Annotated in this window: 18 protein-coding genes; 3 read left to right on the top strand and 15 right to left on the bottom strand. The window is 58.8% G+C overall.

From position 1 onward, the window contains the following. Positions 1 to 63: 63 nt before the first annotated feature. Positions 64 to 324 carry a hypothetical protein gene (locus CP97_RS09150; protein WP_048885678.1) on the bottom strand — a complete coding sequence of 87 codons (261 nt, stop codon included), beginning with the start codon at positions 322 to 324 and terminating at the stop codon, positions 64 to 66. A 108-nt stretch (positions 325 to 432) separates the two neighbouring features. Here CP97_RS09150 and argJ point away from each other — a divergent pair, with 108 nt between their 5' ends. Beyond that, a complete protein-coding gene (gene argJ, locus CP97_RS09145; protein WP_048886890.1) occupies positions 433 to 1,659 on the top strand; it encodes a bifunctional glutamate N-acetyltransferase/amino-acid acetyltransferase ArgJ in 1,227 nt (408 codons plus the stop codon). Positions 1,660 to 1,664: 5 nt separating this feature from the next. Further along, positions 1,665 to 2,471, top strand: a complete 807-nt coding sequence (locus CP97_RS09140; RefSeq protein WP_048886889.1) for an inositol monophosphatase family protein — start codon at positions 1,665 to 1,667, stop codon at positions 2,469 to 2,471. On the opposite strand, the gene trxA is transcribed toward CP97_RS09140, so the two are convergent. From trxA to ahcY, 8 genes are all read right to left on the bottom strand, one after another. After that, positions 2,468 to 2,788, bottom strand: a complete 321-nt coding sequence (trxA, locus tag CP97_RS09135) for a thioredoxin (RefSeq protein WP_048885677.1) — start codon at positions 2,786 to 2,788, stop codon at positions 2,468 to 2,470. The two genes, CP97_RS09140 and trxA, sit on opposite strands and share 4 nt — an antisense overlap. 80 nt (positions 2,789 to 2,868) lie before the next feature. Next, positions 2,869 to 6,345, bottom strand: coding sequence for a double-strand break repair helicase AddA (gene addA, locus CP97_RS09130; protein ID WP_048885676.1), 3,477 nt, complete (start codon positions 6,343 to 6,345; stop codon positions 2,869 to 2,871). Further along, positions 6,342 to 9,329, bottom strand: coding sequence for a PD-(D/E)XK nuclease family protein (locus CP97_RS09125; RefSeq protein WP_048885675.1), 2,988 nt, complete (start codon positions 9,327 to 9,329; stop codon positions 6,342 to 6,344). The genes addA and CP97_RS09125 overlap by 4 nt, the downstream gene beginning before the upstream one ends. Next, the gene (locus CP97_RS09120; RefSeq protein WP_048885674.1) at positions 9,322 to 10,038 is read right to left on the bottom strand and encodes a nucleotidyltransferase family protein; all 717 of its coding nucleotides are present in this window, start codon (positions 10,036 to 10,038) and stop codon (positions 9,322 to 9,324) included. Before CP97_RS09120 ends, CP97_RS09125 begins: the two co-directional genes overlap by 8 nt. Continuing rightward, a complete protein-coding gene (locus CP97_RS09115; protein WP_048885673.1) occupies positions 10,035 to 11,027 on the bottom strand; it encodes an aminoglycoside phosphotransferase family protein in 993 nt (330 codons plus the stop codon). The genes CP97_RS09120 and CP97_RS09115 overlap by 4 nt, the downstream gene beginning before the upstream one ends. Next, positions 11,024 to 11,461 carry a tRNA (adenosine(37)-N6)-threonylcarbamoyltransferase complex ATPase subunit type 1 TsaE gene (gene tsaE, locus CP97_RS09110; RefSeq protein ID WP_063612407.1) on the bottom strand — a complete coding sequence of 146 codons (438 nt, stop codon included), beginning with the start codon at positions 11,459 to 11,461 and terminating at the stop codon, positions 11,024 to 11,026. The genes CP97_RS09115 and tsaE overlap by 4 nt, the downstream gene beginning before the upstream one ends. Beyond that, positions 11,458 to 13,815, bottom strand: coding sequence for a PAS domain-containing sensor histidine kinase (locus tag CP97_RS09105; protein WP_048885671.1), 2,358 nt, complete (start codon positions 13,813 to 13,815; stop codon positions 11,458 to 11,460). The genes tsaE and CP97_RS09105 overlap by 4 nt, the downstream gene beginning before the upstream one ends. An 85-nt stretch (positions 13,816 to 13,900) precedes the next feature. Next, positions 13,901 to 15,478 (bottom strand): adenosylhomocysteinase, encoded by a 1,578-nt coding sequence (gene ahcY, locus CP97_RS09100; protein WP_082863781.1) that lies wholly within the window; start codon positions 15,476 to 15,478, stop codon positions 13,901 to 13,903. Positions 15,479 to 15,519: 41 nt separating this feature from the next. Between ahcY and CP97_RS09095 the strand changes: the two genes are divergently transcribed. Next, entirely contained in the window at positions 15,520 to 15,999 is a 480-nt protein-coding gene (locus tag CP97_RS09095; protein ID WP_048885670.1) for a peroxiredoxin, read from the top strand. 76 nt (positions 16,000 to 16,075) lie between these two features. Here the strand turns inward: CP97_RS09095 and CP97_RS09090 are convergent, their stop codons facing one another. The 6 genes from CP97_RS09090 to CP97_RS09065 all read right to left on the bottom strand — a co-directional run bounded on the left by CP97_RS09090 (position 16,076) and on the right by CP97_RS09065 (position 24,921). Then, a complete protein-coding gene (locus CP97_RS09090) occupies positions 16,076 to 17,368 on the bottom strand; it encodes a UDP-N-acetylglucosamine 1-carboxyvinyltransferase (RefSeq protein WP_048885669.1) in 1,293 nt (430 codons plus the stop codon). 51 nt (positions 17,369 to 17,419) lie between these two features. Next, positions 17,420 to 18,031 carry a GTP cyclohydrolase I FolE gene (folE, locus tag CP97_RS09085; protein ID WP_048885668.1) on the bottom strand — a complete coding sequence of 204 codons (612 nt, stop codon included), beginning with the start codon at positions 18,029 to 18,031 and terminating at the stop codon, positions 17,420 to 17,422. After that, entirely contained in the window at positions 18,024 to 19,568 is a 1,545-nt protein-coding gene (locus CP97_RS09080; protein ID WP_048885667.1) for a phospholipase D-like domain-containing protein, read from the bottom strand. Before CP97_RS09080 ends, folE begins: the two co-directional genes overlap by 8 nt. A 33-nt stretch (positions 19,569 to 19,601) precedes the next feature. After that, positions 19,602 to 20,087 (bottom strand): hemerythrin domain-containing protein, encoded by a 486-nt coding sequence (locus CP97_RS09075; RefSeq protein ID WP_048885666.1) that lies wholly within the window; start codon positions 20,085 to 20,087, stop codon positions 19,602 to 19,604. Between the two features lie 122 nt (positions 20,088 to 20,209). Next, positions 20,210 to 21,661, bottom strand: coding sequence for an efflux transporter outer membrane subunit (locus tag CP97_RS09070; RefSeq protein ID WP_048885665.1), 1,452 nt, complete (start codon positions 21,659 to 21,661; stop codon positions 20,210 to 20,212). Continuing rightward, a complete protein-coding gene (locus CP97_RS09065; protein WP_048885664.1) occupies positions 21,658 to 24,921 on the bottom strand; it encodes an efflux RND transporter permease subunit in 3,264 nt (1,087 codons plus the stop codon). Before CP97_RS09065 ends, CP97_RS09070 begins: the two co-directional genes overlap by 4 nt.

The raw sequence follows: 24,921 nt of genomic DNA, 5'->3' as shown, positions 1-24,921 counted from the left end.
TGGGAACAGGCCGCGCATGGTGGCGCAACCTTGGAAGTTCAGGCGATGTGAGTGAAAGTCGCGCTATTCGCGCGTGCGATCAACCTTGATGCGAACGCTGGGGGCTAGTGCGAATGCTGGCGGAAGCGCACGCGGTGCAGCAAGCGGAGCATCGCTGGAACGCGCATCGCGCACCTGCTGGACTGGCGCGGCTGCGACAATAGCGCAATCGGCCTGGTGCGCCGCTGCAATGCTCACCACCCGTGCATCGGCAGCCGACACAGGTTCTGCCGCGAGCGTGAAGCCTGAAATAACGGCAAGCAGGGTGAGTAACTGGCGAAGCATCGTGGGCCTCAAATAGCGATGATTGGTGTAAAGTCTATGACCGGCTGATGATGCGACTAGGAATTGCCCACATTGTCCTGCGTTGACTTGGCGCTTATGGCACCGGTCATGGATCTTGCTCGCTCTCCCCTCGCCCTGCCCTTTCCCGATATGCCGCCTGTCGATGGCGTGACGCTGCGCGTGGCGCGCGCAGATTACAAGGACTGGGACCGCGCCGACCTTACCTATGCGGAATTGGCAGAAGGAACGGCGCTTGCCGGCGTCTTCACCCGGAATGTCTGTTGTTCCACCGAAGTGGAAATGGGGCGTGAGCAGGTGAAGCTGGGTCAGGCACGCGCACTTATTGTCAATGCAGGCAATTCCAACGCTTTTACAGGATATCGCGGGCGCGAGGCGGTGGAACAGATCATGGCGCAAGTGGCGCATCACCTCGATTGCGCACCGTCAGACGTGCTGGTGTCCTCCACCGGCGTGATCGGCGTGCCTCTGCCAAAGGACAAGGCGCAACATGGCGTTGCAGCAGTGCTGGAAGCAACTCCTTGCAGCTGGGAAGAGGCCACCCACGCGATCGGCACGACCGACACTTTTGCCAAGGGGGCCACGGCCTCTGCCATGATTGGTGACACGCGCGTCGTCCTGAATGGCATTATCAAGGGCAGCGGGATGATCGCGCCCGATATGGCGACCATGCTGGGCTATATCTTCACCGATGCAGCGGTGGAGCCGCAATTCTTCCAGCAATGCCTCTCTGCCGCTAACGAACGGACCTACAGCTGCATTACGGTGGATAGCGATACCTCCACCAGCGACACGGTTCTGGGCTTTGCAACCGGCAAGGCAGACAATGCCATTCTCTCCTCTTTCGAGGATGCGGGCGCAGATGCCTTCATGGCGGCGCTGGAGGATGTGTGCCGCCAGCTCGCCCATCTGGTGGTGCGCGATGGCGAAGGTGCGACCAAGTTCATCACGGTGAGCGTTACCGGCGCAAAAAGCGATGAAAGCGCCCGCCGTGTGGGACTTGCAGTCGCCAATTCTCCACTGGTCAAGACCGCGATTGCTGGGGCGGATGCCAATTGGGGCCGTGTTGTCATGGCAGTGGGCAAGGCAGGCGAGCCGGCTGACCGTGACACCCTGTCCATTGGCTTTGGCGGCACATGCGCGGCGCGCAATGGCTTGCCCGTTGCCGATTATGACGAAACCCCCGTGGCTCAGCATTTGCAGGGGGACGAGATTGATATTTCGGTCGATCTCGGCATTGGCGACGGGCGCGCCACAGTGTGGACCTGCGATCTCACTCATGGCTATATCGACATCAATGCGGACTACCGCACTTGAATGACATAAGCGCATTCCATCTCGCAATCGAAGATTTGCTGCGCGAAGTTTCGGACAAAGTCATCCTGCCGCGTTTCCGCAATCTTGCGGCGCAGGATATCATGGACAAGGGCGGCGATGACCCGGTCACCATTGCCGACAGGGAGTCTGAAGCCATGCTCCGCGAAAGACTGGAAAGGATCATCCCGGGCCTTGCTTTTGTGGGCGAGGAATCGGCGCATGCCGATCCAGCGGTTCTGGATGGGCTGAAAGGCGACTGCTGGATTGTCGATCCAATCGACGGCACCCGCAATTTTGCCAACGGCCGAGAACCCTTCGGGATCTTGGTGGCGATGGCATCGGGCGGGGAAGCAGTAACCGGCTGGATTTACGATTGCCTGTCGGGCCGATTTTGCGTGGCCCAGCGCGGTAAAGGTGCATTTATCGGGAAAGACAGGGTTTTCGCCCGCGAGACAGGTGAAACACCGCCTGTTGCTGCCATTTCGCTCATATTCATGGAAGAAGCGCAGCGTGAGGCGATGCGGTCGCATATCGCCCTGCATTACACGCTTACCGACATTCCTTATTGCGCGGCGGAACAATATCCACGCCTTGCGCTGGGTGCCAATGATGTTTCGATTTTTGAACGCACGCTGGCATGGGATCACGCGGCGGGCGTGTTGTGGCTTAACGAGGCAGGCGGCAAGGCCGCACGGCTTGATGGTTCACCATATCGGGTAGACGAAATTGGCCGCACCGGACTTGTCGGCGCGGCCACTCCGCAATTATGGGATGATATGGTGACGCGATTGAACGCGCTCGGGCAAGCTTAAAGCTCGCCTTCCAACCAGCCTTTCAGTGCATTTTTCGGCGCTGCACCCATCTGCTGGGCGACAGGCTGGCCATCCTTGAACAATACGAGGAACGGGATCGACTGGACGCCCATCTTGCCCGGAACCTCAGGGTTTTCCATGATGTCCATCTTCGCGATGGTGACCTTGTCGGACAATTCTTCAGACAATTCTTCCAATGCGGGCGCAATCATCTTGCACGGGCCGCACCAGTCAGCCCAGAAATCCACCAGAACAGGCTTGTCTGAATCGAGAACATCGGCCTGGAAGCTGCCGTCGGTAACATTCTTGGTAGCCATGATGGCTTCTCCTAACTGCTCGCACCCCTAATTGGGGACACTTCGTAAACAGACAACGGTTGGCACGCGATAGCTTTCCTTCAGCCGTTCACAGCCTGTGTATCGGATCGCGCATTCTGGCCGGGGCGAAACCGCTGCAACAGCTCTGCCGGAATGGCGATCAATTGCGGGACCTGTGTATAAAGCACCGCGGCTTCGACCACGCGATCAGGGTAGATTACGCCCAGCGCAGCGGCATAGGCCGCCATTTGTGCCAGAGTGGAGCGCGGAACCTCCTCCAGTGAGGCAGGCGGTCTGCGGGCGGTTTTGAAATCAGCGACCAGCACCTTTTCCGCGGTGACGAGTAACCGGTCTGCCGTGCCCGCGATCACCTGTTCGCCAATTGTTGCGGCAAGCGGCACTTCGGCCAGCGCGTCCGGCCCGAACAATGCGCGCCAATCAGGGTGATCGAGCACGGACAGGGCTTGCTCCAGCATCTCCTCCCGCTCAGTGGATGACAACTCCTGACCATGCCTTTCAAGCCATGCGCGGCCCCCGCTGGTGCGCATTTCGTGCGGAACATCGGGCAGACGTTCAAGCAAGGCATGGATCAGCACGCCGCGCCGTGCCGCAATTGCCGCCTGCTGGGGGGCAAGCGGGGGATCCGCGCTGAGATCATCCGAACTGGCAGAGGGCGCAAGTGGCCGGGGCGGACGCGATTCTTCACCCACGGGCCGTTTTGCCCAATCGGGCAGCACCATCGGTAAGGCAAGGTCGGCCTGACTGCGGCTTTCTACTGGATCGGCACGTGCGCCAAGCTCTGCCCGCGCACACCAGATGGGATCCTCCAGCCATTCATCATTGAACAATGGCTCCAGCCTTGCAAACCAGCTGTCGGGCTTGGGCTGGTCCTTATCCTTCTTGCGCAGCGCGCCACCGATAAACAGCGCCTCTTCAGCGCGGGTCATGGCGACATAAAGCAGCCGCCAATGTTCCTGCCGTTCTGCGGTCTTGGCAGCCTCTGCCACCTCTGCAATCCGCCCTACGCGCAAATCAGAAGACAAAGGCGGCAGCGGCAACTTTCGCCCGCCGTCTGCGCCGGGCAATATTTCTTCAAGATCAAGGCCGGATGGACGCGCGGCATCGGGATCGCCGCAGGCATCGGCAAGAATAACGATGGGTGCCTGTAAACCCTTGGACCCGTGCACAGTCATCACCCGCACCTGTCCGCCAGCCCCTTCAGCCTCGCGTTTCAGTTCCCCGTCACCGGCATCGAACCAGCGGATGAAACCCTGCAAGCTGGGCGTATTGGCAGAAGCAAATTGCAACGCGGCGTTGAGCAATTCATCAATCGGGTCATTCGCCTCTGTCCCGAGGCGTGCCACGAGCCTTGAACGCGCCTGCCACGAACCAACCAGCATCCAGTGCAGCAAGGTCTGCGGCGTATCGAAATCGGCGCGCGCCAGCAGGGCCCGCAATCTGTCGGTTGCCGCCATGACGTCAGCATCGGTGCTGCTGCGCAAATGATCCCACAAGGACCGGTCCTTCGGGCGATAACCGTGTTCGAGCAATTGATCTTGCGACCAGCCAAAAATCGGGGATACCAGCAGGCAGGCGAGCGAAAGATCATCGCGCGGCTGGGCAGCAAAGCGCAACGCCGCCATCAAATCCTTGACCGCCAGCGGAGCGCCCAATCGCAGGCGATCGACGCCTGCTACAGGCACACCCAATGCGTGCAACCGCGCAACAATGGGTGCGACAAGATCTCCGCGCTTGCGCACCAGTACCATGATATCGCCCGGCGTCGCATTGCGCGGAGCGCCCTTGGCCAGCGCAAAACCTGTATCAAGCCACTGCTTAACCTGCCGGGCGATGTTATCCGCCATGCGCAGCTCTGCTTCAGAAACGCGGATTTCGGGCCCATCCTCCTCCTCATCAGCATCCTGGGCGATGGCCGGCACAGGCTTCCACAAAGTGACAAGACCGGGCCGATCATCACCCACATGCGGTTCCGGTGCGCGATCAAGGCCCAATGCTTCATGGCCGATGGCATTGATCGCATTATCAACAAATTCGAGGACACTGCGCGCTGTGCGATAGGACCTGCCCAGCCCCAGATCGCGCAATTCGCGCGCAGTAATATTCTGCCGTGCGCGCACCGCATTATCTGCACGTTCACGAAGCAAGGCCTTGTATTTGTTGAAGGCACGGCTGAAATTCTTCGGACTTGTGCCCTGAAAGCCGAAGATCGCCTGCTTGTAATCGCCAACTACGAAAATGGTTCGCTGGCGCCCTTCCTTCTGGCCTTCGCCGGTAAAGAAATCATCGGTCAACGCATCAATGATGGCCCATTGTTCAGCATTGGTATCCTGCGCCTCGTCAACAAGGATGTGATCGAAGCGGCGGTCCAGCTTGTAGCGTATCCATGCCGACATATCGGCATTGCCAAGCAATTTTGCCGCGCGCCGAATAAGGTCATCGAAATCGACCAGCCCTTCGCGCTGTTTCGCTTCCTCCCATTCGATCGCAAAGCTGCGACCAAGTTCCAGCGCTGGGGCGATGAATTTCGACAGTTCGAGCAGGATTGCTTCCCGTGCAACTGCATCCAGCCATTCCCGCAATTGCTGACCCAGCGCGACAACCGATTCGTTTCGCTTGGCCATGTTGGCCTGATGCTTGAGATGGCCCTCCTTCGCGAAGATATCTGTTTTCAGAGTTGGGATGGCAGTAAACCGATCCGCCGATGGCAGGAGCAACCAGTCACCAATGATACCGGCAACTTTCTTCCCACTGGCCGCGCCCCAATCATCATAGGCCCACATCACCTTGCGGATAAGGTCCACTCCTGCGGTACCGTCCTCACATTGCGATGAAAGGCTTTCGGCGCTCGCATCAGCGGGCAGGCCCAGCAATTGTTTTGTGCGCTGCGCCATAGGCGGCTGCCATGCGCCTTCTCCAAACCAAGCCTCACGCGCCATCGCGCAGCGCATCAGCCAGGCTTTTGCCCCGTCATGCCCCATACGAAGTGAAAGCGTTTCCAGCGTGGCAATGGCAGCAGGATCGCTGACTTGCCATTGCACGAGCAATTCACGCAACACTCGTTCTGCCAGCAATGTGCGGTCGCGGTCTTCCATCGGACGCGTGCCGGGGATCAGGCCTGCCTCTTCCGGGAATGCGGACAGCAACCATTGGGCAAAGGCGTGTATCGTATCGATGCGAAGGCCACCGCCCGGGCAATCAAGCACGCCTGCAAATAGCGTGCGGGCACGGGCGATAGTGGCATCATCCATATCCGCGCCAATCCGATCAAGCTGCTGGGCAAGTTCGGTGGCGGGCATACGCACCCAGTTTGCCAGAACTTCATTGACGCGGGTGGCCATTTCCGCCGCCCCTGCCTTTGTAAAAGTGAGGCACAATATCTGGTCAGGCTGAACGCCCGCCGTCAGCAACAGCCGCAGTACGCGCGCCGACAACACCTGCGTTTTGCCGGTACCTGCGCTGGCAGAAAGCCAAACGCTGTCGGCAGGTTCCACCGCATCCCGCTGATTATCCTGTAGCGGAAAGACCTTGCCGCTCATACCGCACCGTCTTGTTGGCTTTGCCATTCGGCCAGACGCATCAGCTGATCATAGGTTGAATAACCCGGCGCATCTGGGTTGAGCCGCGCGGTGAAAGGTTCGGTCCCCAAAATCCAGCGCGACAGGGCTTCGTGCAGAAACCTCTCGGATTCCGGCAGGAAATCAGCCGGGGGAATGCCTGTGGATTTTCTTCCTTCCAGCAAGGGTGTAGTGACATAACCAAATCCGGTCGGATGGTCTTTTACTTTAGCCTTGCCGAGCGAGATGTATTCAAAACAGGTGGCACGGCCGGACAGTCCATCGAAATTGCCATCGCGCAGGATCAGGGCGATTGTGCCCAATTGCAAGGCATAGCCTTGCTGCACTTGCTTGCCGGTGGGCGGAGAGCCAGTCTTGTAATCGACCACCGCCAGCGATCCATCGGCCAGCCTGTCAATCCGGTCTGCCTTGCCGAAAATGCGAATGCCATCGACCGTCATTTCCCCCCACGCCTCCCATTTGGCAGGTTTGCGGGCGGGATTTGCTGCGAGTTCCACTTCCACCCATTCCAATGCCCGCAGCAGCCGCGGACGCCACAAGGCACTGAGCAGCGGATGGGCGGAAAGTTCGCGCAAATGGAGGTCAGCCAGCTCATCCAGGCTGCCTTTTCCAGCGTGCCAGTCTTCGAGAATGGCGTGTGCCAGGCTGCCCTGCCACGCAGGGCCTGGTTCAGCATCGAGCAAATCCAGCTCTGGCAGGCGCAAGATCTTGCTGGCGTAAAATTCATACGGATCGGAGCGCAGCCGATCGAGCGCAGTTACGCTGATATCCTCGCGGCGTTGCAGCGCATCCGGCCGTGGTTCTGGGCGCGGATGGGGCGCCATCCTATATTGCCCATCAAGCGCGCGGGCGAGTTGCGGCAGCTCCTGATCCTCGTGCCGCTCCACTAGATCTCCGCCCAGCAAAGCGCGCACGCGCAACAGGAAACGCGATGCAATTGCCGGACCCGCCACATCGCGCCGTGCCCTGCTCAACACCACTTCGGGTGCTCCAAGTGCGCCGGCAAGGTCATGCGCCGAAAGCCCTATGCGGAAATCCGCACCCGGCACCCCAAGCGCGCGCAGCACGGCAGGGGCCAGCAGCGGGTCGGTCGCGGGACGCGGCGGCCACACCCCTTCGTTCAGGCCGCCACAGATCACCATGTCTGCACGGGTCATGCGCGCTTCCAGCAAACCGTAGATAGCTACCCGTGAATGCCCGCCATAGGGCGGCCGCACTGCCACCAGATCCATCGCATCGCGCAAGGCGGAGGGCAGATCGGCCGCTTTGAGCGTGACCGGGACATCGCGCGCATGCAGGCGCATTTCCTCGATAAAGCCAGACAAGGCGCGCCCATCTTCGCGCGCCCACAGGTTTTCACCGCAAAGATTTTCGCCCGCCTGGGTCAACAGGTCGAGCCATTCGGAAAGGCCGTGCTCGCCCTCCCTCTCACCAACCAACAGCGGAGTGAGCACGGCCTCCACCACGTTGAACCACTCTTCTACCTTCGCGTCCCTTGCTAATTTGCGAAGCGGGGGCAAGCCGGGTTCTTTGCGCGGACCGCGCAGCTTGAGCTCAAGCGCGCGTGTATTGCCGAGCCATTCCGGCCGGCCATCACCCGCGCCAACCAGCGGATGTTGCAACAACGCCATCAGCGGAACCGGCGCAGCGGTCTCTTCACAGACTTCTGCCAGCAGCAGCAGCACTCGCCCTGCCGCAGTTTGCGAAAGAGGGCGACCGGCAGAATCATCAGCCACGATGTCCCAGCGACGCAAATGCTGCGCCACGCGCGCGGCCAGCCCGCGATCTGGGGTGACAACAGACACCCGCTTTTCAGGTCCTTCCAATGCTTCGCGCACCAGCAGCGCGATGGCCTGCGCTTCCTCCTCTGGATTGGCGGTTTCGACCAATCGTACCCCTGACATGCGCCGCTTTTGCGCCGAAAGATCGACCCATGCCTTGCTCGCTTCAGGGGGCAGGAATAGGCTGGAGATGGCGTGGCTACGTTCGGGCGGGCCTTTGCTCAGTCCGGCGCGGTGCCATTGCTGCACTTCACCAGGCGCCACACCCATGCGGTTAAGGAGCAGCTTGAGATGATATTGCGGATGGGTGACGGCATCACCCTTGGCAAACGGCGTATCGCTGGTGGGATCGCCCGCCCCGCCCAGTTCATCCCACACCGCCTCATCCATCGACAGGTCGAGATCGGGCAACACCACCGCGCCATTAGGCAATTGCGATATGGTGCGCAGCAGGCGCGCAAGCGCAGGAGCCGCGCTGGTGACACCTGCCGCCACGAACGGCGTCGCAGGCGGATTGTCGCGCATCCTCTCTGCCGCGGCGCGGAACAGACGGTTGCGGCGCGAAGCAGCATCAAGCTCACCGCGCTCTTCAAGCTCAGCCCGCCACATGGCGCTCACGGCGTAGAGAAGCTTGGTATTCTGCGTCCAATGGCGAGCATTGTCCTCCAACGCATTCAGAATCCGCTCTTCCCAGAGGCTCTCAATGTCGATTTCCTCGACCTGCAAGCGATCCATCGCCGTGCCGATGTCGCGGGCGAGGCGCAGACGGGCATTGGCTGTCAGCGCCTCCCTTCTCAACGATTGCGACGCTTCGCCGATGAATTGCGCAAGCCGCAGCCAACGCCGCACCGGGTCGGCAGCCGGCGGAATCGCCCCGCCCGCACCCAACGAATCAAACAGCGGCCCAAGCGCCTCATCAAGGTCAAGATCGCCCACCATAACCATGCGCGGCATAAGCAGCCCGGACGTGCCGCTGGCACCCGCGTAGCGCACGAAAGCTTCTGAAAGCGTGCGCGCCGCACGGGCGGAAGGCAGCAGCAGCGTCAGCCTTGCAAGACCGAAATGTTCCTCTGCATAACGCGGCACCAGCCCTGCCACCAGCGCATCGGCAAAGCCGCGATGGGCGGCGATGGAATAGACATTCGGCCGGCCTTGCTCAGCCATTCCGCAGAGCAGCTTCTGTGGGGCCAATCGCTTCAGGCGTGCCGACTTCAAACCATTGACCGGTGAATGGAACGCCGAAAAGCCGCCCTTCTTCGATGGCGCGACTCCACAGGATGTTGGTCGAGAACGGCCCTTCGGGCGTGTCGCGCAATAGCCGCTTTGACATCAACTGAATGCCGGTGAAAACAAAAGGCGCAAGGCGTGCTTCTGTCCGGCGGCTAACACGGCCCGATGGATCCATCGAGAAATCACCCAGCCCTCGAAAATTATGCGCACCCTTATGCGGGACAAGCAGCAACAGCGCATCCATCCGGTCTTCATCCCACATGGCCGACAGATCGGCAAAGCAATCGCGCGGACCGTCAAGCCAGATATTATCGGAATTGAGGCAAAAGAACAGATCAGGCAGCTGATCCTGCGCCTTGACCAGGCCACCGCCAGTTTCCAGCAACTGCGATCGTTCATCCGATATCGTGATAGCCGGCGAAGCACGACCCTTCAGATGCGTTTCCAGATTTTCAGGCAGATAGTGCACATTGACGACGGCCCGTTTTATGCCAGCATCGGCCAAACGATCGAGCGTGTGGTCGATCAACGGTTTGCCTGCTACGCGCACCATCGGTTTTGGCTGACTGGCTGTCAGCGGTCGCATGCGTTTTCCCATGCCTGCGGCCAACACCATCGCCGTATCCGAAACCAGTGTGCTCATCCCAATTTCCCGCCATGTGCTGCACGCATTTCTTTGGGTACATTGGCATCAAACCAACGCGCCACAGGTTCAAGCGCAGGATGGGCAAGATCACGTTCCATCGCTTCCCATACGCGCGGGATCATGGTGAGATAACGTGATTTGCTGTCGCGCTTCCACAAACGCGCGAAAATGCCAACGATCTTGGCATTTCGTTGCGCGCCGAGGCGGGCGTAATCCGCATCGAAATCCACGCCCGTTTCAATACGCGAACGATAAAGGTCGAGCATGTCGCCTTCCAGCCCTTGTGAAACATCGCGGCGGGCATCCTGCAATAGCGACACAATGTCATAGGCGGGGTGGCCAACCAGAGCATCCTGAAAATCAATGATACCCTGTTCTCCCGAATACCCGCCTTTGGGGCCAAGCAGCATGATATTTTCCGCATGATAATCACGCAGCACCGTCACACCCGGTTGCTGGCGCAGCAGCAGCGGGCCAAGCACCTCGCGCCAGGCAGCCAGAAAGCCCATTCCATCGACTTTCAAACCTGCCGCCGGGCAAAACCAGTCTGGAAAAAGGGAAACTTCGCGCAGGTAGGTTTCCAGCGCATAAGATTCAAACGGACCTGGAGGGCGCTTGTGCAATTTCACAAGCGCGCAAATGGCATCGGCATAGGCACGCCGCTCTTCAGCCGGATGATCATCCAGCCAATCACGCATCCGGTCGTGTCCGAAATCCTCGATAAGCACCAAACCGCGATTTGCATCTTCTGCATAGATGGCAGGCGCGCGCAGGCCATTTGCTGTCAGCCATTTGCCGACATGGAGAAAAGGGCGCGGGTCTTCATGCGGCGGCGGCGCATCCATCAACATTGCGCGATCATCATTCCGGCGGATGCGGAAATAGCGGCGGAAGCTGGCATCGCCGGGCAATGGCGCAATTTGTGCGCCCTCCCAACCGGCCTGTTGCAGGAATTCATGCAGCCCAGCGGGCAGTTCGCTTGTCATGGCATTCGCTCTAGCCAAGCCGGACCGCCCTCGACAACGGCCAAACGCCCTCTTTTCGCAGTTTCAAGCCGAATGGAGAGACAGGACGGTTCATGTGCAAAGCCACCGGCCTGTTCGGGCCATTCAGCGATGAGCACTGCGCCCTCTCGGTAATCGTCCAGCCCCAGCTGGCGCATTTCATCGGGATCTTCGAGGCGATAGAAATCTGCATGGACGACCGGCGGATCGAGTTCATCATAGGTTTCGATGATCGTGAAGGTGGGTGATGGAACTTCCCCTTCATGCCCCAACGCCCGCAGGATTGCGCGCGAAAGCGTGGTCTTTCCCGCCCCCAGCCCACCTGTCAGCGCAATGACATCGCCGCTTTGCAAGCGGCTCGCAATGACGGTTCCGAAAGCGTCCATTGCTGCAAGATCTGGCAGTTCCCGCTTCACGGAAGCATCACCGTTGCTGTGGTCCCGGCACCCTTTTCCGACTGGACTTCCAGCCTTCCACCATGTGCCTCGATCAATTGGCGGGCAAGCGGCAGGCCGAGGCCGCGTTTCCCGCCATTGCCACCGTTACCACCATTTCCTTCTGCTCCCGCGAGCCGATAGCCATCTAGCGCGCGCGCCAGCTCGCTTGGCTTCATGCCTTCGCCATTATCCGAAATGACGATGCGCGCGCCCGATTTACGGCGAGTCAAAGCGACCAGGATCCGTCCAGATTCCGGCGTGGCCGAGATCGCATTGTCGAGCAGATTGCCCAGCGCGCGGCCCAATTGCCGACGATCGGCGCTGACTGTCCCTGCACTCTTGTCGCCGCGCAAATCAAGCGTTAGTCCCTTGCTCTCGATTGCGTCCTCCCGACTGCGCACGACATGGGTCAAGAAGGACAGCAAATCGACATCTTCTGTAGCGATGGGCAGGAGCCCTGCTTCGCTCTGGGTCAGATCCAGCACACTTTCGATCTGGGTGGACAGACGCTCCACCGAGGACAGGATCGCCTCGACGTAATCTCTACCCTGCTCCGAAAGATCGCCTGCAACGCCTGACTGCAACAGCTCTGCAAAACCGCCAATCGAGGTGAGCGGCGTGCGGAATTCATAGGACATATTGGCGAGGAAGCGCGTCTTCATCGCATCCGCCTCTTCCAGCGCAGAGGCGCGTTCACGCAAGGCTTCTTCCGCCTTGGTCGAATCGGTCACATCCATCACCGTCAGCAAGCCATTACCATCAGGCAGTGGCACGCCGCCAAATTCCAATGTGCGCCCGTCTGACAATACTACCCGACCGCCGCGCTGCTTGCGGTCAAGAGTCGCGGCGCGCACGACATCGCCTATGGCCTTGCGTTGAGCTGGTCGTGCCAGACGGTTGGCGATGCGGTCGAGCAAATCGTCGACATGGCGATGTTCGTCGAACCATTCTTCGGTCAACCCCCAGATCGCCGGAAAACTGCGGTTCCACAACTGCATGCGCCCATCCGGCGCGAAGACGGCGAGCGATTCAAACAACGAATCGAAAGTGGCTGTGCGGGTGCGCAACAGCGTGTCTCGCGTGGCGGAAAGGGCCAGCTGTTCGGAGCGATCTTCTGCTACGAACACCAGCCCGCCATCGGGCATGGGCTGGCCAACGATGCGCAAATGCGTGCTGTCCGGCAGGGTCCAGGCGTCCTCAATCGGGGCACCGGCCTGAAACCATGCTGCAAGCTCGGCGCGCCATTCAGGAAAATCGCGGACCTCGGGAAGGCGCGATTTATCGCGAGCCATATCGAGGAAGCGTTCGAATTGCGGCAATTCAATCTGCACCGAGGCGGGCAGCGCGAAAATCCGCTTGAAGGGCTGGTTGGCAAAGGTCAGTCGACGGTTTTCATCAAATTGGGCCACGCCGACGGAGAGTTGATCCAGCATGGAACGCTGCGCTTCACGAAAAGCACGGAAAGCGCGGCCCTGCTCTTCCAGCTCTTCAATATCGACGGCATATCCGCCGATTCCTTCTGTCCCCAAGGGAAGGTCGCTGACACGCAAGGTGCGTCGCTGGTTGCCGACCGTCGCCTGAAGAATTCGTTCGATCGGGAGGTTTTTTTCCAGCGCTTGCCTGGCGATCTGCGCGGCTGAAAGGCCATCGACCTTCTCCACCAGCTCAATTTGTTTCTCGACAACCTCGGCAGCATTCTTGGCGGCCACCGCATCGACATATGCAGAATTGACGAGCTGCAATTCCATGTCATTGCCTCGAAACCACATGGGCATGGGGGCAGCTTCGATCAGGCCGACAAGTGCGGCGAAATCATTGCGAGCCCTCGCCTTTTCAGAGCGCAAGCGTGAAAGTTCACCCTGGCTTTCAGAGAAATCGAACCACCAAATCAGCGCTGCCCCACCGCTGGCAATGGCCGCATTGGCAAGTTGGCCACGCAGGGCCAGGCTTTTTTCAGAACCGCGCGGCGTCACCACCATGCGAAAGGGTGATGCCGTTTTCTGCGTGCGCCGCACCGCATCACGCAACTGTTCAAGGTCGCCTTCTGTCATCCCGGCATCGCGAGCATCCAGTTCGCTGAGAAAGCCAGGCAGCTTTCGGAGGCCCAGCCACGAAGCGAGCCGTTCCGGCCCTTCGATCTTGCCATCGGCCTTCACCAGCAGGGGAACGGCAGGCGAATCGTCGATCATGCGCGTCAGGCGGCGCGTCATAGTGCGGGCGCTTCGGGCAGAGCGCGAACGCTCCATCGAATTGACGACCTGCCACACCGCACCGGCAGTCCAGGCGGCCAGTAACAGGCCAAGCAGGGCCAGCGCGGTAGGGGTCAATTCCATAGCAATTCCAGCTATGAGGACATGCGCCCCGATGCAATGGGAATGCGGGCGATACCCCCTCCCGTTTTGGGGAGGGGGTTATCGATCAATAGCGGTAATGTTCAGGCTTGAACGGGCCTTCAACCGGTACACCGATGTAATCGGCCTGCTGCTTGCTCAATTTGGTGAGCTTCACGCCCAGCTTGTCGAGATGCAGCGCGGCAACCTTTTCATCGAGGTGCTTGGGCAGAACATAAACATCGTTCTCGTAAGCGCCGGCATTCTGCCACAGCTCGATCTGCGCCAGCACCTGATTGGTGAAGGAACAGCTCATCACGAAACTGGGGTGACCGGTGGCACATGCCAAGTTTACGAGACGCCCCTTGGCCAGAAGGATGATTTCCTTGCCGTCGGGAAATTTGACCAGATCGGTGCCGGGCTTCAATTCGGTCCACTCGTAATTGTCGAGCGCGGAAATCTGGATCTCGGAATCGAAGTGACCGATGTTGCACACGATGCTCATCGGCTTCATCGCCTTCATGTGTTCAGCAGTGATGACATCTTCATTGCCTGTCGTGGTCACAAAGATATCGGCGCGCGTCACGGCCTCTTCCATGGTGACGACTTCGAACCCGTCCATTGCTGCCTGTAGCGCGCAAATGGGGTCGATTTCAGTGACGAGCACGCGCGCGCCGCCATTGCGGAGGGACTGGGCCGAACCCTTGCCGACATCGCCAAAACCGGCAACGCAGGCGACCTTGCCGCTCAGCATGACGTCTGTTGCACGGCGGATCGCATCGACCAGCGATTCACGGCAGCCATAAAGGTTGTCGAACTTCGACTTGGTGACGCTGTCATTCACATTGATAGCGGGGAAAGGCAGCTTGCCCTTCTTTGCCAAGGCATACAGGCGATGAACGCCAGTGGTCGTTTCTTCCGAAACGCCCTTCAGGTTCTTCACGGTTTTCGTAAGGTAGCCAGGCTTTTTCTTGACGAAAGCCTTCAGGGCGCGCTGCATTTCGATTTCTTCGGCATTGGCGGGCTCTGGCATTTCTTCGCCAGCTTCGATGCGGGCACCCCACAGGGCAAACATCGTCGCATCGCCGCCATCATCGAGGATGAGGTTCGCTGTCTGATCTTCATCGCTATCGGTCGACCAGTCGAAGATATTGCCGACATAATCCCAATATTCGGCAAGGCTTTCACCCTTTACCGCAAACACAGGGATTTCTTTCGCGGCCATGGCAGCGGCAGCGTGGTCCTGCGTGGAATAGATGTTGCAAGTTGCCCAGCGAACTTCTGCGCCAAGCGCGGTCAGCGTTTCGATAAGAACGGCGGTCTGGATCGTCATGTGGAGCGAGCCGGTGATGCGCGTGCCCTTCAGGGGCTGCTCCTTGCCGTATTCCTCCCGCGTGGCCATCAGGCCCGGCATTTCGGTTTCGGCAATGTTGATTTCAGCGCGTCCGTAATCGGCCTGCGCGATATCCTTGATGATATAGTCGGTGAAAGCGGCGTCGGCCACGGGCACTTCTCCTGCAAGAAAGGGTGAAGCGTCGCCGGGGCTCCATGCAACGCCAATATGATCGCGCACATAGGCGGGCAAGGCGCTTGCGTAAACCCCGGTGATGGCTCCGCGACACGGTGATTTGTGGCGGCACAATGCTTGCGCTTGGGCGTTGAACATCTATCTCACCAGCACAACCACTCAAACAAGGACGGTGTATCATGGCGATTTCCAAAGGTGACAAACTTCCAGACGTACAATTGGTGAAAGCGACCGCCGAAGGACCGGACAAGGTCAGCTCGGGCGAGTTCTTCAAGGGCCGCAAGGTCGCCCTCTTCGCCGTCCCCGGTGCGTTCACCCCGACCTGCTCGGCCAAACACCTTCCCGGCTACGTTGAAAAGGCCGCCGATCTGAAAGCCAAGGGCGTCGATGAGATTGCCTGCACTTCGGTCAATGACGCTTTCGTGATGAATGCGTGGAAGGAAAGCAGCAATGCGGACGATATCACCATGCTTGCAGACGGCAGCGGTGAATTCGCCAAGGCGGTTGGCCTTGATGCAGATTTCTCCGCCTATGGCATGGGCACCCGCTCCAACCGTTACTCGATGATTGTCGATGATGGCGTTGTGACCGAGCTCAATGTCGAAGACCCCGGTGAATATAATGTGTCGAGCGCGGACCACATGCTCGGCCAGCTTTAAAGCCTGTCAGACAACAGCATAAAAAGGGGCGCCCGTTGTGGCGCCCTTTTTCCTTATTTGATCCAATATCTCGTCATCAATCGTCCCAACGGACATTAACGCCGAGCGAATCGATGTTCTGAACGAAATTGGGGTGTGCGCGGCGGATGGGATCGGCATCGAGAATGGTCGATTCTCCCTCGATGGAGGCAGCAACCATCAGCATCGCGATGGCAACTCGAATGATATAGGGGCTGGTCACCGTTGCAGGCACCAGCTTGTCTCCGCCAAAGGTGAGGAGACGGTGCGGATCACACAGCAGCGTATGGGCGCCAAACAGCGAAAGTTCGGTGTGCCACGTCAGCCCGCCTTCATAGACCTTGTTCCAGAACATCGTCTGGCCCCGCGCCTTCACGCCGAGAGCGATAAAGATCGGCAGGAGATCAGCAGGAATATAGGGCCAGGGAGCAGCCTCCACCTTGGTGGTGATGTGGCTGGTAAAATTTTGCTGAACGATCAGCTCTTCAGGCGCATTAAGGCGGGACCAGCCATCCTTATGCGTGACTTCCGCGCCGAATTTCTCAAACGTCCGGTCAATCAGCATGAAATCTTCAGGCCGCGTATTGCGCACCGAGATATCGCCACCCGTCACGGCAGACAGCGCGAGGAAAGTGGCGATTTCGTGGAAATCCTCTACGAAGGTGTAATCAACAGGCGCAAATTCCTTGCACCCGTCGATTGAGACCATTGATGTGCCCTTGCCCCTGATTGTGGCACCCATCGCTTCAAGGAAGGTGCACATTTCCTGCACATGCGGCTCACACGCGGCGTTTACTATCTGGCTGGTGCCATTGGCGGTAAGCGCGCTGATGATAAAGTTCTCTGTCGTGGTGACAGAGGCATATTCAAGCCACATGCGCGTGGCTTCTGCCCTACCCTTGTGTCGAAACACGATGTCTTTCTTTTCGTAATCCACCTCGGCCCCGAACGCCTTGAACACTGCGACATGCGGATCAATCTCGCGCGCGCCAAGCGTGCAGCCCTTCACCTCATGTTCCAGCCGTGCTTCGCCAAGCCGGGCGAGCAGGCCTGGGATCATCATGATCGATGCGCGCATGGCTTGGGGCAGTTTGGCCTTGGCGCCGTTGGGAATAGTCGAATGATCAATGGCGAGAGTCTGGGAGCCCATGTCCCATACCACAGTGCTCCCCAAATCGGTGAAGAAGGCGTGTATCCGCTGCACATCGGTGATTACCGGCACATTGCGCAGCATGATCGGCGCGTCGCTCAGCAAGGTAGCGCATAATATGGGCAGCACCGCGTTCTTATTGGCCGAGGGTTCAATTTTCCCCTCGAGGCGCTGGCCACCCCTTACGTACAATGCCGTCATCGTAATTCCCTCAAATCCAAATTGTGATCGTGTGCCCTGCCAGGCGGCGGATCAATAGCCCATCAGGCTGAGCACTTCCTTGCGGCTGCGGTCATCATTGAGGAAGCATCCCAGCATGCGGCTGGTGATCATGCCAACCCCCGGCGTGCGTACGCCGCGACCTGTCATGCAGCCATGCCGCGCCTCGATCACAACGGCGACGCCTTGCGGCTGAAGATGTTGCCATATGCATTGCGCGACTTCTGCGGTGAGACGTTCCTGTATCTGCAGACGCCTTGCATAGCCGTGCAGCACCCGCGCAAGTTTGGAAATACCGACCACCTTCTTGTCAGGCAAATAAGCGATGGCCGCCTTGCCGGTGATCGGTGCCATGTGATGTTCGCAATGGCTGTGGAACGGGATATCCTTCAGCAGCACAATCTCGTCATAGCCGCCTACCTCGTGAAACACGCGGGAGAGGTGAACGGACGGATCTTCCCTGTAGCCTTCGCAATATTCAAGCCATGCGCGTGCGACCCGCTTGGGCGTATCCAGCAATCCCTCCCGTTCGGGATCTTCACCCGCCCATTTCAGAATCGTCCTGACAGCGTCTTCGACTTCTTCGGGGACGTGAGCCTTGCCGCGGGCGTCATCATCATCAAGCGAACCTGTTGTTTCAACCATGCTTTTTCTTACGCTTTCTGCTTATCCTGTCACGCGCTCTGGCCAATAGGCTGCCGTTGCGGAAAAGGCCACGCCCTGGCGGCACGATCGCAAAAAGGTCCTCCGGCTCTTCAGGGTCGAGCGTCTCGCGCAGCGCCAGGTCAACCAGCCATTCATCCGGTTCGGGCGGGTGGAAGGGTTTGAGCCAGCGCCGCTGATTTGTACCGCAATGCTTGATCATCTCAGACATGCTACCGTGCTCATCAATCAGGCCGGGCACCTCATCTTCCGCAATGCCAAGATGTTCGGCAAGCATGGAATGTCGGATACGCGTGATTGCATCGGTGGCTCCGGCATTTCCGGTACGTTCACAATCAATGAAGACATCGCATTCGCTATCCAGCCCCATCGAACGATTGTTGAGGTTGGCCGATCCGATGCGCAAGATGCGGTCATCCACGATCATCAGCTTGGCATGAACATAAATAGCCGTCTCGCCACTATAGGGAATATAGAGGTGGAGAGAGTTGCTGGAATCAATCTCCCGCAGTGCCTGCACCAGTTTTGCGCGGGCGGGCGACATGGCACCTTCTTCCATCCAGCCCTCTGCAAATTCGGGCATGATTATCACGATTTCCGGCGGGTCCGGTTCGGCAAGGCGCCTGGCGATGGCCTCGCAAATAGTGTGCGATGTCAGATACTGATTCTCTATGTAAATGAAATACTGCGCTGCACCGATCTGTTGCACGAATAGATTTTCGATCTCATCGACCTTGGGGTCGCCATCATATTCTGCGCGCGTCCGGGCAATGCCGATTTCGACATTCTCGAAATGCGGCTCCAGCCCGTCGGGCCAGGCACTGCCCTCATCCGGCATCGGCGGCTTTAGCGGCTTTCCTCCCGAGCGCACCCAGCGGGCACGACCAAGCACGTCGAGAGCGCCTGCCACTTCGCCTTCCATCATCATGGTTACATCGTGCCAGGGTGGATAAGGTCTGCCGTCAGGGCGCGTGCGCCGTTTATCATTTTCGGCATGGTCGCGTGTATCCCAGCGGCGCGTGGTCATGTCGATCCCACCGCAGACGGCAAAATCATCGTCGATCACCACGATTTTCTGGTGATGGCTGCACGCAACAGGATGCGCTGTGTCGAATTTGAAATCGATCCGGCGGTGACGCCACCAGCGCAATATGTCGAGCATCATGGAGCCGCGCCCGAAGAATTTAATGAAGCCATAGCTCCACTTTAGAATCCGGACTTCGAGATAGGGTCTATTGCGGTTGAGCCACAGGATGAAACTGCCAAGTCGCGATGGATAATCACGACGCCAGCCCCTCTGCCACCAGCGACGCCCGCGACTGAGATGGATGCGAGTATCGAAGTCCCAACCGATTAGCAGTATTCGCTGACGCGCCTTGAGCATGGCCTGCTGGATCAGATCGAAATAATCTTCTCCGTCCACGACTACACGAACGCGGCGGGCGTGGGCATATTGCCACACGCCCGCCTCGGTAGAGCTATCGTCAAAGCCCTCGACGTCTTCTGCGAAGTTTCCCAAATGCCCCCCCCCTTACAGCCCTGATCGCAAGGACTATTCCTTTGCGTCTTCTTTCTTTTCCGGCGTTATCTCGGCATCGGCCTTTTCAACCTCTTTCCGCTTGTCAAACACCTGACGCATGTGATCTTCATCTTCTTTGGTCAACAACTTGGCGAAGTCGGGAAAATGGTCCTCTTCTTCCTCGTTGATATGATGACGATAATCATGATCGAGCTGCTTGAATTTGGTCATCCAGGCGGATGAAGACATGTCGGTTGCCGCTATATCGTTCAGCAATTCCTCCAGTTCATGATGCTCGGCTACTGAATGACGGGTCTCGTCAGTCGTCTCCGGCTTGCGCAGCATGGTGGAATAAAGCGCTTGTTCCTCTGCTGAAGCATGGCTTTTCACATCAAGTGTGAACTGTTCAAACAACTCGCGGCGTTCTTCGCTATCGCCGCTTGTTTCGGCCAACTTGGAAAGCAGGGCGCGATGATCTTCGTGATCTTGTTTGAGGCGGGCAAAAATATCCTGTGACATAGAGTGGCTCCTGCAAATGTGATTTGCAGGTTCAACCTGTGAGCGGGTGCCCGGTTCCGCAGCCCTGCCCGCCATGAAGCCGGGCACTCTAAACATTAGACAATTATTGTTGCCCAGAAAGGCTAATGGATCCGGCCCGCAAGAGGGATGTCTCCCCCGATCCCTCCACCCAGCGCCACGAAAAGCGTCGCACGGTTCTGCAACCACGCCCGCTCTGTCGCGAGCAGCTGTTGTCGCGCACTGAACAGATTTCGCTCAGCATCGAGAACCTCGAGATAATTGGCCACACCCTCACGATAGCGCAGGCGCGCGATGTGGGCGATGCGTTCCTGCGCCGTCACGGCACGTCGCAAGGTTGCAACCTGTTCGGCCAACCAGCGCCGCCCGGCCAGCGCGTCCGAAACTTCGCGGAAGGCACCTTGAACGGTGCGATCATAGTTCGCCACCTGCTCAACTTCCAGAGCCTGGGCGAGATCCAGATCTGCCTCGCGCGCGCCCCAGTCAAAAATCGGCAATGTGATGGCTGGACCGAAGCTCCATCCAAAGCCGCCGTCCGAAAACAAATCATCGAGGCTGCTCGACGAAAAGCCGGCATTGCCAGTCAGCGATATGGTGGGGAAGAACGCTGCGCGAGCGGCACCGATATTGGCACGGGCCGCACGCAGCTGTTCCTCGGCTGCGACGATATCCGGGCGTGAGAGGAGAAGATCGGATGGCAAGCCCGCCGCAAGCCGGCGCTCGTCTCCTTGCTGCGCCAGCGTGAACCCTTCAGGAAGTGGCGCAGAAATTGCGCCCCCGACCAAAACGGCCAACTGATTGCGTAGTCGCGCCAAGGTCAGCTGCTCACTCGCCAATTGCTGTTCGGCCTGTGTCAGCAGCGTTTCGGCCTGCCGGAAAGGTAGTGCAGAGGTTACGCCATTATCGAGCCGCACCTCCGCAATCCGAAGCCCTTCGCGTCTGCTTTCAGCGGTAGCTTCGGCCAGAGCGATCTGTTCTTCTGTCTCGACGATTTCGTAATAGGTCGTCGCTGTATCCGCAATCAGAGACAGATAGAAAGCACGCTGCGCAGCGATAGTTGAGAGATATTCGGCGCGCGCGGCATCGCTGAGGTTTGCGATCCGGCCCCAGAAGTCCAATTCAAACGCACTGACGCCCACACCAACGTCAAAGCGGTTGAAAGTGACCGCATCGGGAGCACCTTCCACATCACCTGTGTCGAGCGCGGGATTGGCCGAAAGCGGCTGGCGTGTGCGAACTGCACCTGCATCGGCGACGATGCTTGGCAATCGGCGGCTGTCCTGAATGCGGTAACGCGCGCGGGCCTGTTCTATGCGCGCGGTAGCCGCCAGCAAATCGCGATTATTTTCCAGCGCAAGGGTCACAAGACCCTGCAAGCGAGGATCCAGGAACCATTCGCGATAGGAAAGCTGGGACGCAACGACTTCGCCATTGGGCCGATATTCGGAATCGAATGTCAACGCAGTGGCCGGCGCGGGTCGGATATGTTCGGGCGCCATGCTGGCGCAGCCTGCCAGCATTGTCGATGCGAGGGCCAGGGCAATCAAACGTTTCATCGGACTGGCTCCCCATCCGGGTTCTGTTCTGCATCGTCCGGCTTAGCTCCACCGGAATCGGCCTCGTCCAGATGACCGGCGGCGACGGGCTGCTTGCGGCTGATATTTCTGCGCACCAGCAGATAGAGCATCGGGATAAGAAAGATGCCGAAAATGGTCGTAGCGACCATTCCGCCCATCACCCCGGTACCTACCGAAATGCGACTTGCCGCACCAGCGCCGGAAGCCAGCACCAGTGGCACCATGCCCATGGTGAAAGCCAGCGATGTCATGATGATCGGCCGTAGTCGCAGCCGGGCTGCTGCCTTGACCGCATCGATTCGTCTTAACCCGCGTTCTTCTTCCTCGATTGCGAACTCAACGATCAGAATGGCATTCTTGGCCGCGAGTCCGATGATTGTGATAAGCCCGACGTTGAAATAAATATCTGCCGAAAGCCCCCGCAACATGGAGAACAATACCGCGCCCAACACACCAGTGGGGACGATCAGCAGCACCGCCAGCGGCACCGCCCAGCTTTCGTAGAGCGCAGCTAGCACAAGGAAAACTACAATCACCGACAGGCCGAGAAGGAAGCCAATTTGCCCACCGGCCTGCTTTTCCTCGTAAGAAAGGCCAGTCCATTCATAGCCGATGCCCGGCGGCAATTGTTCAGCCAATTGCTCCATCTCTGCAAGAGCAGAGCCGGAGGATTTGCCGGGGGCTGCCGTTCCAGACAACGTCATGGCCGGATACCCATTATAGCGTGACAGGCTGGCAGGCGCTGCTGACCATTTCGCGGTCGCAAAAGCACTGAATGGCACCAGTTCACCGCTATCGTTTGGGATGCGCAAGGACATGATATCCTCTGGTTTCATCCTGTAAGGCGCATCGGCCTGAAGCTGAACCTGCAGCACACGCCCGTCGCGGTTGAAATCGTTCACATATGCCGAGCCGAAAGTGATCGACAACGCAGTATTTACATCGGCCAGCGAAAGGCCGAGCGCTCGCGCCTGAACCCTATCGATTTCAACTTCGACCTCGGGGCTGGGCCCCTGATCCTCGGGCCGCAAATTGGCGACGACCGGGCTTTGCGAAGCCGTGCCAAGCATCTGATCGCGCGCAGCTGTCAGCGTATCGCGCCCCACTCCGCCACGATCCTGCAGCTTGAGGGTAAACCCGCTAGCCCGACCGAGTGACTGGATTGCAGGCGGCTGGATTACAAAGGCACTTGCATTGTCGAGCTGGCTGAAACGGCCCATTGCATCTGCCATCATCTCGCCCGCGCTGCTGCCGGGGCCAGTCCGTTCTTCCCAGGGTTTGAATGTGGTGAACAGCAAGGCGTTATTTTGACCCCGTCCGAAGAAGCTGAAACCGCGAATAAGTACGAGGTTCTCAACCTCCTCACGGTTCATCCAATAATCGGTGATCGGCTCCAATGCTTCGTCAGTTCGAGCCTGGGTCGCACCCGGTTGGGTCTGGACCGCAGTGAGCAGGAAGCCCTGGTCTTCAGTCGGCAACATCGCTGAGGGGAGACGGGCAAACAGCACCACCGTCAGAAGAACGAGCGTGAGGAAGACCGCGAAGGCGCGCCATGGGCGCGACAAAATTCGATCATTGGTGCGCCCGTATTTTTCCTGCATTCGCCCAAACCAGCGGTCGAAGCGGGCGAAAAAGCGCGTTACCAATCCACGGATGCGCGCCAGAAAGCCGCGCCAACCCGGCTGTGTTTCCGCTTCCGGATCGCTGACCGGTTCTCCGGTATCATCGTGTCCATGATCCATTGGCTTAAGGAAGGTCGCGCACAGTGCCGGGGTAAGCGACAGGGCGAGCAAGGCAGAAAAGAAAATCGCAATCGCGAGAGTGACTGAGAACTGCCGATAGATTCCCCCAGTGGAGCCGGGGAAAAACGCCATCGGCACGAAGACAGCAATCAACACCAGCGTGATGCCGATAATCGCGCCGGTGATCTGCCCCATTGCCTTGCGGGTAGCCTCCAGCGGCGGCAGTCCTTCCTCGCGCATGATGCGTTCGACATTTTCGATGACCACGATGGCATCATCAACCAGAATGCCGATAGCCAGAACCATGCCGAACAGTGACAGGACGTTGATTGAAAAGCCGAACAGCCACAATCCCAGACACGCTCCGGCCAAGGCGATCGGCACCACCAGTGTGGGGATCAGCGTGGCGCGCCAGTTCTGCAGGAATAGAAACATGACCAGAAAGACGAGGACCATCGCCTCGACCAGCGTTATGACGACTTCTTCCACCGATGCTTCGACGAATGGAGTGGTGTCATAAGGGATCTTCCAGGTCACGTCTGGCGGCAACCCACCTTCAATCTCGGCTAGCCTTTCCCTTACGCCTTCGGCCGTAGTCAATGCATTGGCACCGGTAGCAAGCTGGATCGCCATGCCGGCCATCGGCTGCCCATTGAGAGAAGCGGAGGTGGCATAGGTTTGCGCTCCGATCTCCACCCTCGCAACTTCACCCAACCGCACCACTGCTGCGCCCGAATTGGCTCGCAAAATGATGTTCTCAAATTCCTCCACCGTGGTGAAGCGACCTTCAGTTGAGATCGTCGCAGTAATCAGCTGCCCTTCAGCAAGTGGTTGTGCACCAATCGATCCGCCCGCTGTTTGTGCGTTTTCCTCACGAACCGCCGCTAATACGGCTGAAGGAGACAAATTATATGAAGCGAGCGCTTCGGGATCGAGCCAGATGCGCATCGCATAGGGAGAGCCGAACAGCATCACATCGCCGACGCCAGGTACGCGGCGTAATTCGTCAACCACCTGGTTAGTCGCGATATTGCCCAGATCAATGGTTCCAAGCTCCCCGCTAAGAGAAGTCATGGCCACGATCATCAGGAAGCCCTCGCTCGCCTGACGCACGGTGATCCCCTGGCGGCGCACTTCCTCCGGCAGACGGGCCTCAACCGTACTGAGGCGGTTCTGCACCTCAGTCTGGGCGATATCGATGTCTGTGCCCGCTTCGAAGGTCAGTGTGATGCTGGCAAGCCCCGCAGAGGTGCTTGTCGAGGACATATAAAGGAAACCGTCCACGCCATTGAGTTGCTGCTCGATAACCTGGGTAACATTCTGCTCCAGCGTCTCTGCCCCGGCTCCGGGATATACGACGTTAATCGTCAGCGACGGTGGTGCGACTTCCGGATATTGTTCAATGGGCAGAGAGCGCAGCGCGAGCAGGCCCGCCAGCAAGATGGCCAGCGAGACCACCCAGGCGAAAATCGGTCGATCGATGAAGAAACGTGCCAT

Origin of the sequence: Aurantiacibacter atlanticus (assembly GCF_001077815.2) — a bacterium.
GTDB lineage: Bacteria > Pseudomonadota > Alphaproteobacteria > Sphingomonadales > Sphingomonadaceae > Alteraurantiacibacter > Alteraurantiacibacter atlanticus.
Note: the sequence above shows the minus strand (reverse complement) of the source record. Positions and strands in the feature narration are given on the sequence as shown.